Consider the following 17,187-nt stretch of genomic DNA (forward strand, 5'->3'; position numbering starts at 1 on the left):
GAGTCTGACGTGCGCCAGGCAAGAAGGGCGGCCGAGACCGCCTTGGGGATATGGCTGCTGGCGGGCGCGGGGGCGGCCGCCGCAGGAGCGGCCTGGCTGCCGCTGAGCCTGCCGCCGCGTACCGAGTCCACCTGGGTGCTGCGCGACGCGCGCGTCAACGGCCTGCCCATGCAGGTGCTGGAGCTGCGCTCCCAGCTCTCGGCCGACGAGCTGCTGGCCTACTTCAAGCGCGACTGGCGCCGCTACGGCGGCAGCGTGGCGCCGCTGGAAAGCGAGCAGGGCCCCTGGCGCAAGCTGACGCTGCAGCAGGACCCGTTGCAGCTCGTCGTGCAGGTCGAGAAGGACGGCAGCGGCGGCAGCCGCGCGCTGCTGAGCCAGATGAACTACCGCGACGCCCAGCGTGACTACGTGCCGCGCAACCTGCCGGTGCTCACGCCGCTGCAGGTGACCCAGGTCAGCGAGACGCGCGACGGGCCGCGCCGCAGCCAGCTCGTGCAGCTCGGCGGCGAGGCCAGCTTCGAGATCATCCAGCAGCGCCTGCGCCAGCACTGGAGCCGCGCCGGCTGGCGCGCGGTGTTCGACCGCGCCGCCCCGGGCCAGCGCCAGTGGCTGGCCAGCTTCGACAAGGGCACGTCCAGCGTCGACATCGTCCTCACCCAGGCCGGCCCGCGCGAGCCCCTGGCCCTGACCCTCAACCTGCTCGAAGGCGAACCATGAACGCCCCGCAGCCCCCTGAGCGCGGCCAGGCCGCCGTCGAATACCTCGTCGTCGCGGCCGGGCTCATCCTGGCCCTGTTCGTCGTCGAGTTCGGCGGACGCACCGGCGCCCAGTACCTCGCCGAAGCCGTCCGGCTGTTCTTCCAAAACCTGACCTACTTCCTGTCCCTGCCGTGAACCTCCCCCGCATCAACCAGAACTGGCTGCTGCTCCTCGTGGCCTTGCTGCTGGGCGGCGGCGCCGCCTTCCTCGGCAACCGCATGGTGCAGCGACACATGCAGGCCCTGGACGAGGAGGCGCGGCGCGCCAACCAGCCCATCGCCGTCGTCGTCGCCAAGCGCGACCTCTCGCCCGGCGATGCGCTCACCGCCGACAACTTCGCCGTGCGCCAGGTGCCGCGCGAGTTCGTCAACGCCGACGCGCTGACGCCCGAGGCCTTCAGCCAGCTCGAATACCAGCGCCTGGCCGTCGGCATGAAGCGCGGCGACATGCTGCTGCCCGTGCACGCCGAAGGCGCCGGCACGACGGTGTTCTCGGCCACGCTGAAGAACGGCCGCCGGGCCATGACCTTCGAGGTCGACACCGTCAACAGCGTCTCCGGCATGCTGCGCCCCGGCGACCGCATCGACCTGATGCTGAGCCAGCGCTCCTCCGGCGACAGCCAGGAGGAGGTGACGCGCACCCTGCTGTCCAACATGGTCGTGCTGGCCACCGACCAGAACCTCAAGCGCCGCGACGAGAGGACCGGCCAGGAGCACAGCTTCAGCACCGTCACGCTGGACCTCTCGCCCCAGGACGCCCAGCGCCTCATCGTCGCCAAGCAGGCCGGGCGCCTCACGGCCCTGCTGCGCCATCCCGACGACCAGGCCCCGAACCCCACGCATGCACTGACCGCCGCCGGGCTCTTCGGCAGCCAGCGCGGCGCCATCTCCGGCCAGCCGCTGCAGGTGGAATACATCGTCGGCGGCGGCGGCGGCCCGGCCTCGGTGCAGAAGCAGGTCGTCGAGGCCCTGGGGCGCGCGCTGACGCCCGCCGGCCTCGCCGCCGCGCCGGCCGCCGGCCCCGCGCCCCGGACCAATGCCCCGGCCTTCACGCCGCCGGTCATCAACCCCGGCGCCCTGCCGCCCAGCGGCGCGGCCACCAAGAGCGCGGCCCTGCCTTGACCGACGTGCGGCGCCTGCCGGCCTCGTCTTCCGTGCCGACCGCCGTCGTGCGGCCGGCGTCCCTGCCTACCCTGGAGCGTTTTCGTGTGTCTCAGTGATCTCCGTTCATGGATGTTCGGCCTCGCCCTCGGCCTCGCGGCTCATGTCGCCGTGCAGGCCCAGCAGGCCGCGCCTGCCGCCCCCAACCCCTGGCCGCCTGCGGCCCGGGGCGGCACCGTGCAGGAGGTCGCACCCGCGGCGAGCGGCGTCATGTCCGGCACCGCGGCCCGCGCCGCGGCGGCACCCGTCAAGGTCGAGGCCGGCCTGCCGCAGACCATCGCGGTGGGCGACGTGGTGACCATGCGCTACCCCGGCGTCGCCCGCATCGCCCTGGGCAATGGCGCCCTGCTGCGCGCCACCGTGGTGGACGACCGCGAGATCGTGCTCATCGGCGAAGCCACCGGCAACACCACCATGCACGTCTGGCTGCGCAACGGCCGCCAGATCTCGCATCCGCTGGACGTCGTCGCCGCCCGCCCGGGCCGCATCGCCGCCGAGCTGCAGGCCATGATCGCCGAGTTCCCCGGCCTGAAGGCGCGCCAGATCGGCGACCGCATCGTGCTGGAAGGCCGCCACCAGGACCGCGAGAGCGCCGTCAAGCTGGCCCGCCTGGCCGCCAACTTCCCGCAGATCCTGAGCCTGGTGCCCGACCAGCCCATGGACGCCGACCCCCTGCAGCTCGAACGCATGATCCAGTTCGACCTGCGCGTCGTCGAGGTCAAGCGCTCGGCCCTGGACCAACTCGGCATCCGCTGGGCCAGTACGGCCAATGGCCCGACCTTCGCGAGCAACGCCCTCATCTACAGCAACACGCCCTGGCGGCCGGACGCCACGGCCGGCTTCCCGGCCGTCAACACGGCCAACCCCATCCGCAGCTACCTGGGCCTGGCCACCACCATCAGCTCGGCCCTGCAGTTCCTGGAGCAGCGCGGCGACGCCTGGACCCTGGCCGAGCCGCGGCTGAGCTGCCGCAGCGGCGGCACGGCCACCTTCCTGGCCGGCGGCGAGATCCCCATTCCCGTGGCCCAGGGCAATGGCGCCATCAGCGTGCAGTACAAGGAATACGGCGTCAGGCTGGAGTTCAGGCCCCAGGCCGACCCGATGGAGAACGTCGACAGCTCGCTGATGGTGGAGGTGAGCCAGCCCGACACGCGCAACAGCAACCTCGGCTACATCGCCTTCACCACCAACCGCAGCCAGACCCAGGTGCGGCTCAAGGCGGGCGAGCCCCTGGTCATCGCCGGCCTGTTGCGCACCCGCTCCGAACGCAGCGACAACTCGGTGCCGGGCCTCGGGCGCCTGCCGCTGATCGGCGCCCTGTTCGGATCCAAGGAAGTGACGACCGAGAAGACCGAGCTCTTCATCATCGCCACGCCGCGGGTGCTGGAGCCCGGCGCCGTCGACCCCGAGGTTGGCTCCACGGCCGACCTGTCGCAGCAGAACAAGCAGCGCGTCGAGCGCGAACTCAAGCCGCCGCAGTTCATGCACGGCGTGCGCACCGACCCGCCGCCGGAAGAGACGAAGAAGGAGGCGCCGTGATGCTGCAGGTCCGACTCGAAGCCCAGGGCAGCCAGCGCGAACTGGCCCTGGCCGGCCCGCGCTGCATGATCGGCAAGGACGCCGGTTGCGACATCGTCATCCCGGGCTGGAAGGTCAGCCGCCGCCACGCCGAACTCTTCGTCGCCAGCGACCGCGTCTACATCCGCGACCTGGACTCCACCTTCGGCACCTTCGTCAACGAGGAGCGCGTCAGCGGCGCGACGGTGGTACAGGCGGGCGACCGCGTGCGCATCGGCAGCCACGGCCTGGAGGTGGCGTGGTCGGGGCAGGGCGAGGCGCAGGACGACGCCGAGGACTCGGGCTTCGCGGCCAGCGCGCCGGCACCGCTGGCGGCGGCGAACGGGCACGCGAACGGACGTGTGAGCGGCCACGCGAATGGCCATGCGAACGAGCATGCGAACGGCCACGCCGCCAAACCCTCGGAGGGCCACACGCCGGCCGCCGACCTCACCTACCGCTACCGCCGCCTGCTGCACGAGAAGCTGCTCGAGGCCTTCGACGTGCGCCGCACCGACACCCACCGCATGGCCGACGAGGACCTGCGCGAGCTGACGGAACGCCTGATCGGCGAGCTGATGCTCAAGCTGGGCGACGAGTTGCCCGAGGGCCTGGACCGGCGCGCCCTGCTCGAGCAGGTGCGCGACGAGGCCATCGGCCTCGGGCCGCTGGAGCCGCTGCTGGCCGACCAGACCATCACGGAAATCATGGTCAACCGCTGCGACGAGGTCTTCGTCGAGCGGGCCGGCCAGCTGCAGCGCTGGCCCGTGAACTTCACGAGCGACCGCGCGGTGCAGGGCATCATCGAACGCATCGTGGCGCCCATCGGCCGGCGCATCGATGAAAGCTCGCCCATGGTGGATGCGCGGCTCAAGGACGGCTCGCGCGTCAACGCCGTCATCCCGCCGCTGGCCCTCAAGGGGCCGTCCATCACCATCCGCAAGTTCAGCAAGCGCAAGCTCGACTCGAGCGACCTGCTCAAGTTCGGCTCGGCCAGCCCGGCCATGATCGAGTTCCTGCGCGTCTGTGTCGTGCACCAGAAGAACATGCTGATTTCCGGCGGCACCGGCTCCGGCAAGACGACGCTGCTCAACATCCTCAGCAACTTCATCCCCGACGACGAGCGCATCGTCACCATCGAGGATGCGGCCGAGCTGCAGCTGCACCACACCAACGTCGTGTCGCTCGAAGCCCGGCCGGCCAACGTCGAGGGCAAGGGCGCGGTGCCCATCCGCGAGCTGGTCAAGAACTCGCTGCGCATGCGGCCCGACCGCATCGTCGTCGGCGAGTGCCGCGGCGGCGAGGCCCTGGACATGCTGCAGGCCATGAACACCGGCCACGACGGCTCCCTCACCACCGCCCATGCCAACAGCCCGCGCGACATGCTGGCCCGCCTGGAGGTGATGGTGCTGATGGCCGGCATGGACCTGCCGGTGACGGCCATCCGCGAGCAGATCGCCTCGGCCGTGGACATCGTCGTGCAGCAGACGCGCTTCGCTTGCGGTACCCGCAAGATCACCTCCATCACCGAGGTCACCGGTGTGGAGAGCGGCAAGATCCAGCTGCAGGAGGTGTTCGCCTTCGTGCAGACCGGCCGCGACACCAACAACAAGACCGTGGGCAAGTTCGTCGGCCGCGGCGCGGTGCCCGAGTTCTACGAGGAACTCGCCGCCGTCGGCGTGCCCCTGGACATGGCCATCTTCGACGACGTGCAGATGTCGGGAGTCAAGGCATGAATGCGCTGGACCAGCTGCTGCTGGCCCTGCTGGTGCTGGGCGCGGTGCTGACGCTGGCCATCTGGAGCCGCGGGGCCTTCGTCGCCTGGCGCCAGCGCTTCACCGAGACGGCCCGCGTGTCGCTGACCGACATGTTCGTCTTCATCGACCCGGGTGCGCTGTTCAAGCTCAACCTCGCGGCCTTCCTGGCCCTGCCACTGCTGACCTGGGTCGTGACCGGCTCGGGCTTCCTGGCGGTGGTCGCGGCGGTGGCCGGTGCCGTCATGCCGCGCGTGACCTGGACGGTGCTGCGCAAGCGCCGCATGGACAAGCTCATCCTGCAGCTGCCCGACGGCCTGACCATGATGGCCGGCGCCATGCGCGCCGGCGCGGGCCTGCAGGCCGCGCTGGAGCTGGTCGTGAAGGAGACGGCCGCGCCGCTGTCCCAGGAGTTCTCGGTGCTGTTGCGCGAGCAGCGGCTGGGCCTGCCGCTGGAGGAGTCGCTGCGGGGGCTGTCCGAGCGCCTCAAGCTGGAGGACGTCAACCTCTTCGTCTCGGCCCTGACCATTGCCAAGGAGGTCGGCGGCAACCTGTCGGAGATCCTCGAACGTCTGGCCAACACTCTGCGCTCCAAGGCCGTCATGGAAGGCAAGATCAAGGCCCTGACCTCCCAGGGCAAGCTGCAGGGCATCGTCGTCGGCCTGCTGCCCATCTTCCTCGCCGGCGTGCTCTACACCATGGACCCCGTCGCCATGACGCCCATGTTCAGCACCTACTACGGCTGGGGCACCATGGCCGTCATCGGCGTGCTGCTGATGCTCGGCGGCGTCTTCATCCGCAAGATCGTGAGCATCGACGTATGAGCCCCGCACGGCCGCCCGAAGGGGCTCGCTCCCGCCTGGCGGGACAGCGCGCAGCGCGAAGGGTGCATCCATCATGAGTTACCTCTTCGTACTCTGCGCGGCGGGCTGCGTCAGCCTGCTCATCTATGCCATCTGGCAGCTCTACCGCCAGCTCGGCAGCGCCGAGACGGTCTACCGCGACCGGCCGCCGCGCGGTTTCGAGCTGTTGTGGCCGGTGGTCAACATCATGGCCAACAGCTTCGGCGGCTTCATGGGCGCCACCAAGCGGGCGGCCCTGCTCGCGCGCCTCAAGCGGGCCGGCCAGGAGTATTCGCTGACGCCCGAGCAGTTCATGGGCGGCAAGCTGGTCAGCGCCCTGGGCTTCGGCGCCATCGGCGTCATCCTCGCCAGCGACTCCACCAAGCTGGTCGGTTTGCTGCTCGGCGCCCTGCTGGGCTTCGCCTACCCCGACATCTGGCTGCGCGACCACACCCTCAAGCGCAACCTCCTCATCCTCAAAGCGCTGCCGTTCTTCCTCGACATCGTGACCCTGTCCGTCGAAGCCGGCCTCAACCTCACCGGCGCGCTGCAGAAGGCGGTGGACCGCTGCCCGCCCGGGCCGCTGCTCGTCGAGGTCAACCGCGTGCTGCGCGACATCCGCGGCGGCAAGCCGCGCGTCGAGGCCCTGCGCGCCATGGCCGACCGGCTCGACTACTCGCCCGTGTCCAGCCTCGTCAGCGCCCTGGTGCAGGGCGAGCTGATGGGCTCCAGCCTCGGGCCGGTGCTGCGCGCCCAGAGCGACCAGCGCCGCACCGAGCGCTTCCTGCGCGCCGAGAAGCTGGCCATGGAGGCGCCCGTCAAGATGCTCGGGCCGCTGATCATGTTCATCTTCCCCTGCACCTTCATCGTGCTGGGCTTCCCCATCGTCATGAAGTTCATGGCGTCGGGGCTGTGAGCCAGCGGCTGTTCGTCGACGGCCGGCCGGCCGGCGTGCGGCTGCGCCTGGCCGACCGCTGGCACCAGCGCGCCCGCGGCCTGCTGGGCGTGAACCGCCTGGACGACCCGGCGGGGCTGTGGATCACGCCCTGCAACTCCGTGCACATGCTGGGCATGGGCATCGCGCTGGACGTGGCCTTCGTCGACGCCTCCGGCCGCATCCTCAAGCTGGTTCCCCACCTGCGGCCCTGGCGCTTCGCCGCCTGCTGGCGGGCCCATGCGACGGTCGAGCTGCGCGCCGGCCTCGCCGGGGAACTGGCCCTGCGCCCCGGCCGGCTACTGGCCCTGGGCTGATTCCTGCCGCCCAGTCTCTGCGCAGTGCACCGCCGCGGTGCCTGGCGCGGCCGGGCGTGTTCGAGTTTGGTGCGCCTGCCTGCATCCCGGGCACCGGCGGCCCAGTTTCGTGCAATGTGACAAGCCGTAGCGCTTGGCACGGAAGCTGCAAAGAACGGCGGGACTGCTTTCCCCCCAACTTGAACTGGAGATCCGCCATGAAGTCGTCCCCCAAGCTGCTCGCGCTGGCGCTTGCCCTGGCCGCCGCGCTGCCGGCTTTTGCCGAGGAGGCTGCCGCCCCCGCCGATCCGCTGTCGTTCAACGTCGGCGCCGTGACCGAGTACCGCTACCGCGGCATCTCGCAGAGCCGCCTCAAGCCGGCCCTGCAGGGCGGCATCGACTACGCCGCCCCGAGCGGCTTCTACGTCGGCACCTGGGCCTCGACGATCAAGTGGATCAAGGACATCCCCGGCGGTGACGCGGACGTCGAGATCGACCTCTACGGCGGCTACAAGACCGAAGTGGCCAAGGGCCTGACGCTGGACGTCGGCGGCCTGTACTACCTCTACCCGAGCAACAAGCTCAAGGACGTGTCGGGCTTCGCCAACGCCAACACCTTCGAGCTCTACGGCGCCCTGAGCTTCGGCCCCGTGACGGCCAAGTACTCGCACAGCACGACCAACCTGTTCGGCAACGTCAACAGCAAGAACTCGGGTTATTTCGACGTGACGGCCAACTTCGACCTGGGTGACGGCATGACGCTGTCGCCCCACGTCGGCCACCAGACCGTCAAGCACACCTCGGTCGCCTCCTACACCGACTACTCGCTGACCCTGGCCAAGGATTTCTCCGGCCTGGTGCTGAGCGCCGCCGTCGTGGGCACGGATGCCGACAAGACCTTCTACGCCAGCCCGGCCAACGGCAAGTTCCTGGGCAAGACCACGCTGGTCGTCGGCTTGAAGAAGACCTTCTGATTGCACTGGAGCGCGACATGAAACTCATCACTGCCGTCATCAAGCCCTTCAAGCTCGACGAAGTCCGCGAGGCGCTCAGCGCCATCGGCGTGCAGGGCCTGACCGTCACCGAGGTCAAGGGCTTCGGCCGCCAGAAGGGCCACACCGAGCTCTACCGCGGCGCCGAGTACGTCGTCGACTTCCTGCCCAAGGTCAAGATCGAGGCGGCCGTCAACGACGACGTCGTCGACCGTGTCATCGAGGCCATCGAGTCCTCGGCCCGCACCGGCAAGATCGGCGACGGCAAGATTTTCGTGTCGCCACTGGATCAGGTCGTTCGCATCCGCACCGGCGAAACCGGCAACGACGCGCTCTGAGCGCGTCCATAACCACAGTCTGGAGAAACCTCAAATGAAGAAGCTCCTCGCCGGCCTCGCGCTCGCCGCCGGCCTGCTCGCGCCGGCCGCCTGGGCCCAGGACGCGGCCTCGGCGCCGGCCTCGGCCGTTGCCGCCACTGCCACCGCACCCGCGGCCGATGCGGCCTCGGCGCCCGCTGCCGCCGCGGCTTCCGCGCCGGCCGATGCCGCCTCCGCCCCCGCGCCCGTGCCCAACAAGGGCGACACCTCCTGGATGATGCTGTCCACCCTGCTCGTCATCCTGATGACGGTGCCGGGCCTGGCCCTGTTCTACGGCGGCCTGGTGCGCAGCAAGAACATGCTGTCGGTGCTGATGCAGGTGATGGTCGGCTTCTCGCTGATCGTCGTGCTGTGGGTGCTGTACGGGTACAGCTTCGCCTTCACCGAGGGCAATGCCTTCATCGGCGGCACCGACCGGCTCTTCATGAAGGGCATCTGGGACAACGTGGCCGGCACCTTCGCCACCGGCGCCACCTTCAGCAAGGGTGTGCCGATGTACGAGATGGTGTTCGCCGCCTTCCAGGCCACCTTCGCCGGCATCACCGCCTGCCTGATCATTGGCGCCTTCGCCGAGCGCATCAAGTTCTCCGCCTGCCTGGCCTTCCTGGTGCTGTGGTTCACCTTCAGCTACCTGCCGATCGCCCACATGGTGTGGTTCTGGATGGGCCCGGACGCCTACACCGGCAAGGAAGTCGTCGACGCGATGAACGCCAAGGCCGGCCTGATTTGGCAGTGGGGCGCGCTGGACTTCGCCGGCGGCACGGTCGTGCACATCAACGCCGCCGTTGCAGGCTTGGTGGGCGCCTTCATGGTGGGCAAGCGCATCGGCTACGGCAAGGAAGCCTTCACGCCGCACAGCCTGACGCTGACCATGGTCGGTGCCTCGCTGCTGTGGGTGGGCTGGTTCGGCTTCAACGCCGGCTCCGCGCTGGAAGCCAACGGCTTCGCCGCCCTGGCCTTCATCAACACCTTCGCCGCCACGGCCGCTGCGGTGCTGGCCTGGTGCATCGGTGAGGCGCTGCTCAAGGGCAAGGCCTCGATGCTGGGTGCCGCTTCGGGCGCCGTCGCCGGCCTCGTGGCCATCACCCCGGCCGCCGGCAACGTCGGCATCGGCGGTGGCCTGGTGATCGGCTTCATCGCCGGCTTCGCCTGCCTGTGGGGCGTGTCGGGCCTGAAGAAGATCCTCGGTGCCGACGACTCGCTGGACGTCTTCGGCGTGCACGGCGTCGGCGGCATCGTCGGTGCCCTGCTGACCGGCGTGTTCAACAGCCCGGCCCTGGGCGGCCCGAGCGCCGTCGGCGACTGGGTGACGGCCACGGCCATCGCGCCGGACGCCTACTCCATCGCCAGCCAGTTCATCACCCAGGCCAAGGCCGTGGGCGTGACCATCGTCTGGTCGGGCGTGGTCTCCCTCATCGCCTACAAGCTGGTCGACATGACCATCGGCCTGCGCGTGACGGAAGAGGAAGAGCGCGAAGGCCTGGACATCTCCTCGCACGGCGAGACGGCCTATCACAAGTGATCCGAGGCGCGCCACGCGCATCGCACGAGCCGCCCTTCGGGGCGGCTTTTTATTTGTGCGCTGCTTGTCCAAATAATTGCGCGCCATGAACCTCCGCTTTGTCGAAGCCTTCCACTGGGCCGTGTCCCTGCGCAGCATCACGCGCGCCGCCGAGAAGCTGCACATCACGCAGTCGGCGCTGTCGGCGCGCATCGCGGCGCTGGAGGAGGAGCTCGGCGTCGTGCTGCTGGACCGGCGCGACAAGCAGTTCCGCCTGACCATGGCGGGCCAGCGCTTCGACGTGCTGGCCCAGCGCCTGCTGGAGATGCAGCGCCAGGTCAAGGAAGAGATGGGCGGCAACGCGGCGCGGCCCGTCGCCCTGCGCATCGGCGCCATCGAGTCGGTCGTGCACAGCTGGCTGACCGACTGGCTGCAGCAGATGCGCGCGGCCAACCCCGGCTTCGAACTGGAGCTGACGGTGGAGACCTCGCCCGTGCTGGTCGACCAGGTGAGGCGCGGGGCGCAGGACCTCGTCTTCGCCGCCATCCCGGCCAGCGACGGCGGCGGCGTGCGCACCCGGCCTCTGCCCGCCATGGCCATGGGCTTCGTCGGCCACCGCGAGCTGCACACGCGGCGGCGCTATCCGTTGGCCGACCTCGCCAGCCAGGACCTGCTCACCTTCCAGCGCGGGTCGCAGCCGCATCAGGCCCTGCTACAGCTCTTTCAGGAGGCGGGGCTGCCGCTGCCACGGGTGCATGCCGTGTCGTCCATCTCGGCCATGGTGCGCCTCGTCGAGGGCGGCATGGGCATCGCGACGCTGCCGCTGGCCGTCGTCCAGCCCATGGCGCAGCGGGCGCCGCTGCAGGTGCTGCGCAGCGACGCCACGCTCCCGCCGCTGCCCATCCACGCCAGCTACCGCGAGGACCCGAGCTCCGACCTCGTCGAGACGGTGCTCGACTCGGCTCTGGCGCACGTCCATGGCGGCACCCGAGCACGGTCGGGAAAGTCCTGATGCCGGCGCGGCACCGAATCTAGTAAGCGAAATACCTGTTGTCGTCATCGAAAAAAACGATGAACTAGCCCGCAAATATTGCGTTGGATCGCCTGCCGGGCCGACTCCCACAATGCGCCGCAATGCCGCTTGCCATGCGGCCTGTGACCCGGGAGACCCCATGTCAGACCTCGCGATCTCGCCCGCCGCTTCGGCCCTCGACATCCGCCTCGCCGCCCGCGCCGGCAGGCTGACCGGCCACACCAGCGGCCTGGCCGCCGAGCACGTGCAGGCCAACCTCGCCATCCTGCCGGCCGCCGTCGCGGACGACTTCCGGCGCTTCTGCGAACTCAACCCCCAGGCCTGCCCGCTGCTCGCGGTGACCGCCCCGGGCGAAACCGCCGTGCCGGCCCTGGGCGCCGACCTCGACCTGCTCCATGACGTGCCGCGCTACCGCGTCTGGCACGACGGCGAACTCGTCGACGAGCCGACCGACATCGCCCGCTGGTGGCGCGACGACCTCGTCACCTTCGTCATCGGCTGCTCCTTCTCCTTCGAGCATGCGCTGCTGGCCGAAGGCATCCCGCTGCGCCACGTCGAGCAGGGCCGCAACGTGGCCATGTACCGCAGCGCCATCCCGACGCGCGTCGCCGGTCCCTTCAGCGGGCCGACGGTCGTGTCCATGCGCCCGCTGCGCGCGGCCGACGCCATCCGCGCCGTGCAGATCACCTCGCGCCTGCCCCAGGTGCACGGCGCGCCCCTGCACCTGGGCGACCCCGCCCTCATCGGCATCCGCGACCTCGCCCGGCCCGACTACGGCGACCCGGTCGAGGTGAGGGCCGACGAACTGCCCGTGTTCTGGGCCTGCGGCGTGACGCCCCAGGCCGCCATCGCCAACGCCCGGCTGCCGTTCTGCATCACCCATGCGCCGGGCCACATGCTGGTGACCGACCTGTTCAACCGCGAGCTGGCCGGCCACTGATCGACAACACGACAAGAGGAAACGACAACATGTGGCTCAAACACACCACGCCGGCCGAGCGCCGGACGCTGACCGCCACCTTCGCCGGCTACGGCGTGGACGGCTTCGACTACATGATCTACACCTTCCTCATCCCCACGCTGATCGCGGCCTGGGGCATGAGCAAGGCCGAGGCCGGCTACATCGCCACCGGCGCGCTGATCACCTCGGCCATCGGCGGCTGGGCGGCGGGCGTGCTGGCCGACCGCTTCGGCCGCGTGAGGGTGCTGCAGTGGACGGTGCTGTGGTTCGCGGCGTTCACCGCCCTGAGTGGCTTCACCTCGTCCTTCGGCCAGCTCTTTTTCACCCGCGCCATGCAGGGCTTCGGCATGGGTGGCGAGTGGGCGGTGGGCTCGGTGCTGATCGCCGAGACCATCGCGGCCCAGCACCGCGGCAAGGCCGCCGGCCTGGTGCAGAGCAGCTGGGCCATCGGCTGGGCCGCCTCGGCGCTGGCCTTCTGGGGCCTGTACTCGGTGTTGCCGCCCGAGACCGCCTGGAAGGTGCTGTTCTGGATCGGCATCCTGCCCGCGCTGCTCATCCTCTACATCCGCCGCAACCTCGACGAGCCCGCCGTCTACCGCGCCGAGCAGGCCCGCGTGAAGGCCACCGGGCAGCGCACCAGCTTCCTGCGCATCTTCTCTCCGGCCCTGCTGCGCCAGACCGTGCTCGCCAGCCTGCTGGCCACCGGCATGCAGGGTGCCTACTACTCCGTCACGACCTGGCTGCCGACCTTCCTGAAGACCGAGCGCCACCTCTCGGTGCTCGGCACGAGCGGCTACCTGCTGGTGCTCATCGGCGGCTCCTTCGCCGGCTACCTCGCCAGCGCCTGGCTCAGCGACGCCATCGGCCGCCGCCGCTGCTTCATGCTCTTCGCCTTCATGGGCGGCGCGCTGGTGCTGGGCTACACGCAGATGCCCATCACCGACTCGATGATGCTGGTGCTGGGCTTCCCGCTGGGCTTCTTCCTGTCGGGCATCTTCTCGGGCATGGGAGCCTTCCTGTCGGAGCTCTTCCCCAGCGACGTGCGCGGCTCGGGCCAGGGCTTTTGCTACAACGTGGGCCGTGCCGTGGGCGCCTTCTGCCCCGCGCTGATCGGCCAGCTGAGCGCGACCCAGCCGCTGGGCCAGACCCTGGGCTGGGTGGCCGCCCTCTGCTACGGCCTCGTCATCGTCGCTGCCCTGGCCCTGCCCGAGACCCGGGGCCGCGAGCTGCGGCCCGCCATGGCCTGAGGCCGCTGCCCCGGCCGCCTTCCTCCTCCGTCACCGATGCCTCTCCGCAGCCCGACCGGGCCGCGGGGCGGGCTCGCCTTTCCATCGTCCTGAGCAACCTCCCATGCAAGCCCATCCCGCCCCCCAACGCTGGCAGTTCTGGATCGACCGCGGCGGCACCTTCACCGACCTCGTCGGCCGTGCGCCCGACGGTTCGCTGCACACCCTGAAACTGCTGTCCGAGAACCCCGAGCAGTACTGTGACGCCGCCGTCGAGGGCATCCGCCGCCTGCTCGGCCTGCAGCCGGGCGAGGCGATCACGCCGGAGCGCGTCGACTGCGTGAAGATGGGCACCACCGTCGCCACCAACGCCCTGCTCGAGCGGCGTGGCGACCGCACGCTGCTGGTCACGACGGCGGGCTTCCGCGACGCACTGCGCATCGCCACCCAGGCGCGTCCCCGCCTCTTCGAGCGACATATCCAGCTGCCCGAGCTGCTCTACGAGCGTGTCGTCGAAGCGCGCGAGCGCAGCGACGCCCAGGGTCGCGAGGTCGAGCCGCTGGACGAGGTCGCCCTGCGCGCCGACCTGCAGGCCGCCTTCGCCGCCGGCCTGCGCGCCTGTGCCATCGTCTTCCTGCACGGCTGGCGCGCGCCGGCCCACGAGCTGGCCGCCAAGGCCCTGGCGCTGGAGGTGGGCTTCACCCAGGTGTCGGTCTCGCACGAGGTCAGCCCGCTGATCAAGTTCGTGCCCCGCGGCGACACCACCGTCGTCGACGCCTACCTCAGCCCCATCCTGCGCCGCTACGTCGAGCAGGTGGCCAGCCAGATGCCGGGTGTGCGCCTGTTCTTCATGCAGAGCTCGGGCGGCCTCACCGCGGCCAGCCGCTTCCAGGGCAAGGACGCCATCCTGTCCGGACCGGCCGGCGGCATCGTCGGCATGGTGCGCACCGCCCAGGCGGCGGGCCACGGCAAGGTCATCGGCTTCGACATGGGCGGCACGTCCACCGACGTCAGCCACTTCGCCGGTGAGTTCGAGCGCGCCTTCGACACTGAGGTGGCTGGCGTGCGCATGCGCGCGCCCATGATGAGCATCCACACCGTGGCGGCCGGCGGCGGCTCCGTCATCCGCTTCGACGGTGCGCGGCTGCGCGTGGGGCCGGAGTCGGCCGGCGCCAACCCCGGCCCCGCCAGCTACCGCCGCGGCGGACCGCTGGCGACGACGGATGCCAACGTCATGCTCGGGCGCATCCAGCCGGCCCACTTCCCGCGCGTCTTCGGCCCCGGTGCCGACCAGCCGCTGGACCGCGACGTCGTGCGGGCGCGCTTCACCGACATGGCCGATGCCATGGGCCGCGCGGGCAGGCCGTCCACGCCCGAGGAGGTGGCCGCGGGCGCGCTGCAGATCGCCGTGGGCGCCATGGCCAACGCCGTCAAGCGCATCTCCGTGGCGCGGGGCTACGACGTCACCGGCTACACGCTGCAGTGCTTCGGCGGCGCAGGCGGCCAGGCCGCCTGCCTCGTGGCCGATGCCCTCGGCATGACGCGCATCCTCGCCCACCCGCTCGCTGGCGTGCTGAGCGCGTATGGCATGGGCCTCGCGGACCAGTCCGCCATGCGCGAGGCGTCCGTCGAGCGCCCGCTGGACACGGGGGGCCTCGCGGCCGCGCGCAGGCTGGCCGGCGAGCTCGCCGAGCAGGCCTGCGCGGAACTGGCAGGGCAGGGCGTGCCCGCCGCGGCGCTGCGCAGCGTGGCCCGTGCCCAGCTCCGCTACCAGGGCACGGACACGGCGCTCGGCTGCATGCTGCCGCTTGGCGAGCCGGAGAGCGTGGCGATCGCCGCCATGCGGGACGAGTTCGAGGTGGCCTACCGCCAGCGCTTCGCCTTCCTCATGCCTGACCGCGAACTGGTCATCGAAGCGGTGTCGGTCGAAGCCCTGGCGGCGGGCGCCGAGCTGGCATCGGCGCCCGCCGCGCCCGAGGCGACACCCCACCGGCCACAGCCGCTGGAGCGGGCCGCCATGTACTGCCTGGCGGACGAAGTCCCGGCCGGCTGGCGCGAGGCCGAGCTGCACCGGCGCGAGTCCCTGGCGCCGGGAGCGCAGATCGCCGGCCCGGCCGTCATCGCCGAGCGCAATGCGACCACGGTGGTTGACCCCGGCTGGCAGGCCGAGCTGCTGCCTGGCGGCGAGTTGCTGCTGACCCGCGTGCAGCCACGCACCCGCCGCCAGGCCCTGGGCACCGAGGCCGACCCGGTGATGCTGGAGGTCTTCAACAACCTCTTCATGAACATCGCCGAGCAGATGGGCCTGCGCCTGCAGAACACCGCCTACTCGGTGAACATCAAGGAGCGCCTGGACTTCTCCTGCGCCCTCTTCGATGCGCACGGCCAGCTGATCGCCAACGCGCCCCACATGCCGGTGCATCTCGGCTCGATGAGCGAGTCCATCCGCTCCGTCATCGAGCGCAACCCGCACATTGCGCCGGGCGACGTCTATGTGCTCAACGACCCCTACCACGGCGGCACCCACCTGCCCGACATCACCGTCGTCACGCCCGTCTTCCTTGACGGCGGCATGCGCCCCGACTTCTTCGTCGCCAGCCGCGGCCACCATGCCGACGTCGGCGGCATCACGCCGGGTTCCATGCCGCCGTTCTCGACCTGCATCGAGGAGGAGGGCGTGCTCATCGACAACTTCAAGCTCGTCGAGGCGGGGCGGCTGCGCGAGGCCGAGCTGCTGGACCTGCTGGCCAGCGGCCCCTACCCCAGCCGCAACCCGGCCCAGAACCTCGCCGACCTGCGCGCCCAGGTGGCGGCCAACGAGAAGGGCGTGCAGGAGCTGCGGGCCATGGTGGCCCAGTTCGGCCGCGACACCGTGGCGGCCTACATGCAACACGTGCAGGACAACGCCGAGGCCTCGGTGCGGCGCGTCATCTCCGTGCTCAAGGACGGCGAGTTCACGCTGCCGCTGGACAACGGTGCGCGCATCCAGGTGCGCGTGCGGGTCGATGCCGCTGCCCGCAGCGCCGTCGTCGACTTCACCGGCACCAGCGCCCAGCTGCCCAACAACTTCAACGCGCCCAAGTCCATCACCATGGCCGCGGTGCTGTATGTCTTCCGCACGCTGGTCGACGACGCCATCCCGCTGAACGCCGGCTGCCTCAAGCCCATCGAGGTCATCGTGCCCGAGGGCTGCATGCTCAACCCACGCGCGCCGGCGGCCGTCGTGGCCGGCAACGTCGAGACCTCGCAGTGCGTCACCAACGCCCTGTACGGGGCGCTGGGCGTGATGGCGGCGAGCGGCTGCACGATGAACAACTTCACCTTCGGCGACGCGCAGCACCAGTACTACGAGACGATCTCCGGCGGCTCGGGCGCGGGCCCGGGCTTCGACGGCACGGCCGTCGTCCAGACCCACATGACCAACTCGCGCATGACCGACCCCGAGGTGCTGGAGTTCCGCTTCCCCGTGCGGCTGGACAGCTATGCCATACGCGGCGCATCAGGCGGCGCCGGCCTCTGGCATGGCGGCGACGGCGGCGAGCGCCGCATCCGCTTCCTCGCCCCGATGACGGCGTCCATCCTCAGCAACGGTCGCGTCCACCCGGCCTTCGGCATGGCCGGCGGTGCAGCCGGCGCGCCGGGCGAGAACCTCGTCGAGCGCGCCGACGGGCGTGTCGAGGTGCTCGGCCACATCGGCCAGGCCGAGATGGCGCCGGGCGATGTCTTCGTCATCCGCACGCCGGGCGGCGGGGGCTACGGCACGACGGGCTGACGCCGCGCCGCCGTCCCGGCCTGC

General features: G+C 70.6%; 15 protein-coding genes. All 15 read left to right on the forward strand.

The window, feature by feature from the left end:
* The first annotated feature begins 9 nt into the window (after positions 1-9).
* The 15 genes from LXT12_RS07660 to LXT12_RS07730 all read left to right on the forward strand — a co-directional run bounded on the left by LXT12_RS07660 (position 10) and on the right by LXT12_RS07730 (position 17,163).
* Complete coding sequence (locus tag LXT12_RS07660) at positions 10-717, forward strand: hypothetical protein (protein WP_233390905.1); 708 nt, start codon at positions 10-12, stop codon at positions 715-717.
* Positions 714-893 carry a hypothetical protein gene (locus LXT12_RS07665; protein ID WP_233390907.1) on the forward strand — a complete coding sequence of 60 codons (180 nt, stop codon included), beginning with the start codon at positions 714-716 and terminating at the stop codon, positions 891-893. Before LXT12_RS07660 ends, LXT12_RS07665 begins: the two co-directional genes overlap by 4 nt.
* The gene (cpaB, locus tag LXT12_RS07670; protein WP_233390908.1) at positions 890-1,879 is read left to right on the forward strand and encodes a Flp pilus assembly protein CpaB; all 990 of its coding nucleotides are present in this window, start codon (positions 890-892) and stop codon (positions 1,877-1,879) included. The genes LXT12_RS07665 and cpaB overlap by 4 nt, the downstream gene beginning before the upstream one ends.
* 111 nt (positions 1,880-1,990) lie before the next feature.
* On the forward strand, positions 1,991-3,457 hold the full coding sequence (locus LXT12_RS07675) for a type II and III secretion system protein family protein (RefSeq protein WP_233390909.1): 1,467 nt from the start codon (positions 1,991-1,993) through the stop codon (positions 3,455-3,457).
* Positions 3,457-5,211, forward strand: a complete 1,755-nt coding sequence (locus tag LXT12_RS07680; protein ID WP_233390910.1) for a TadA family conjugal transfer-associated ATPase — start codon at positions 3,457-3,459, stop codon at positions 5,209-5,211. The genes LXT12_RS07675 and LXT12_RS07680 overlap by 1 nt, the downstream gene beginning before the upstream one ends.
* On the forward strand, positions 5,208-6,053 hold the full coding sequence (locus LXT12_RS07685) for a type II secretion system F family protein (protein WP_233390912.1): 846 nt from the start codon (positions 5,208-5,210) through the stop codon (positions 6,051-6,053). The genes LXT12_RS07680 and LXT12_RS07685 overlap by 4 nt, the downstream gene beginning before the upstream one ends.
* 73 nt (positions 6,054-6,126) lie before the next feature.
* The gene (locus LXT12_RS07690) at positions 6,127-6,987 is read left to right on the forward strand and encodes a type II secretion system F family protein (protein ID WP_233390913.1); all 861 of its coding nucleotides are present in this window, start codon (positions 6,127-6,129) and stop codon (positions 6,985-6,987) included.
* Positions 6,984-7,322 (forward strand): DUF192 domain-containing protein, encoded by a 339-nt coding sequence (locus LXT12_RS07695; RefSeq protein ID WP_233390914.1) that lies wholly within the window; start codon positions 6,984-6,986, stop codon positions 7,320-7,322. Before LXT12_RS07690 ends, LXT12_RS07695 begins: the two co-directional genes overlap by 4 nt.
* Positions 7,323-7,519: 197 nt before the next feature.
* A complete protein-coding gene (locus tag LXT12_RS07700) occupies positions 7,520-8,275 on the forward strand; it encodes a TorF family putative porin (protein WP_233390915.1) in 756 nt (251 codons plus the stop codon).
* A gap of 17 nt (positions 8,276-8,292) precedes the next feature.
* The gene (gene glnK / locus LXT12_RS07705; protein ID WP_233370978.1) at positions 8,293-8,631 is read left to right on the forward strand and encodes a P-II family nitrogen regulator; all 339 of its coding nucleotides are present in this window, start codon (positions 8,293-8,295) and stop codon (positions 8,629-8,631) included.
* Positions 8,632-8,665: 34 nt separating this feature from the next.
* Positions 8,666-10,192: an ammonium transporter gene (locus LXT12_RS07710; RefSeq protein ID WP_233390917.1), complete on the forward strand. Its 1,527-nt coding sequence runs from the start codon at positions 8,666-8,668 to the stop codon at positions 10,190-10,192.
* Positions 10,193-10,277: 85 nt separating this feature from the next.
* On the forward strand, positions 10,278-11,183 hold the full coding sequence (locus LXT12_RS07715) for a LysR family transcriptional regulator (RefSeq protein ID WP_233390918.1): 906 nt from the start codon (positions 10,278-10,280) through the stop codon (positions 11,181-11,183).
* Between the two features lie 160 nt (positions 11,184-11,343).
* Entirely contained in the window at positions 11,344-12,144 is an 801-nt protein-coding gene (locus LXT12_RS07720; protein WP_233390919.1) for a putative hydro-lyase, read from the forward strand.
* Between the two features lie 29 nt (positions 12,145-12,173).
* A complete protein-coding gene (locus LXT12_RS07725; RefSeq protein WP_233390920.1) occupies positions 12,174-13,412 on the forward strand; it encodes an MFS transporter in 1,239 nt (412 codons plus the stop codon).
* 103 nt (positions 13,413-13,515) lie between these two features.
* Positions 13,516-17,163, forward strand: a complete 3,648-nt coding sequence (locus tag LXT12_RS07730) for a hydantoinase B/oxoprolinase family protein (RefSeq protein ID WP_233390921.1) — start codon at positions 13,516-13,518, stop codon at positions 17,161-17,163.
* The last annotated feature ends 24 nt before the right edge of the window (positions 17,164-17,187 follow it).

It is taken from the genome of Pelomonas caseinilytica, from assembly GCF_021353235.1.
GTDB classification, from domain to species: Bacteria; Pseudomonadota; Gammaproteobacteria; order Burkholderiales; family Burkholderiaceae_C; genus Pelomonas; species Pelomonas caseinilytica.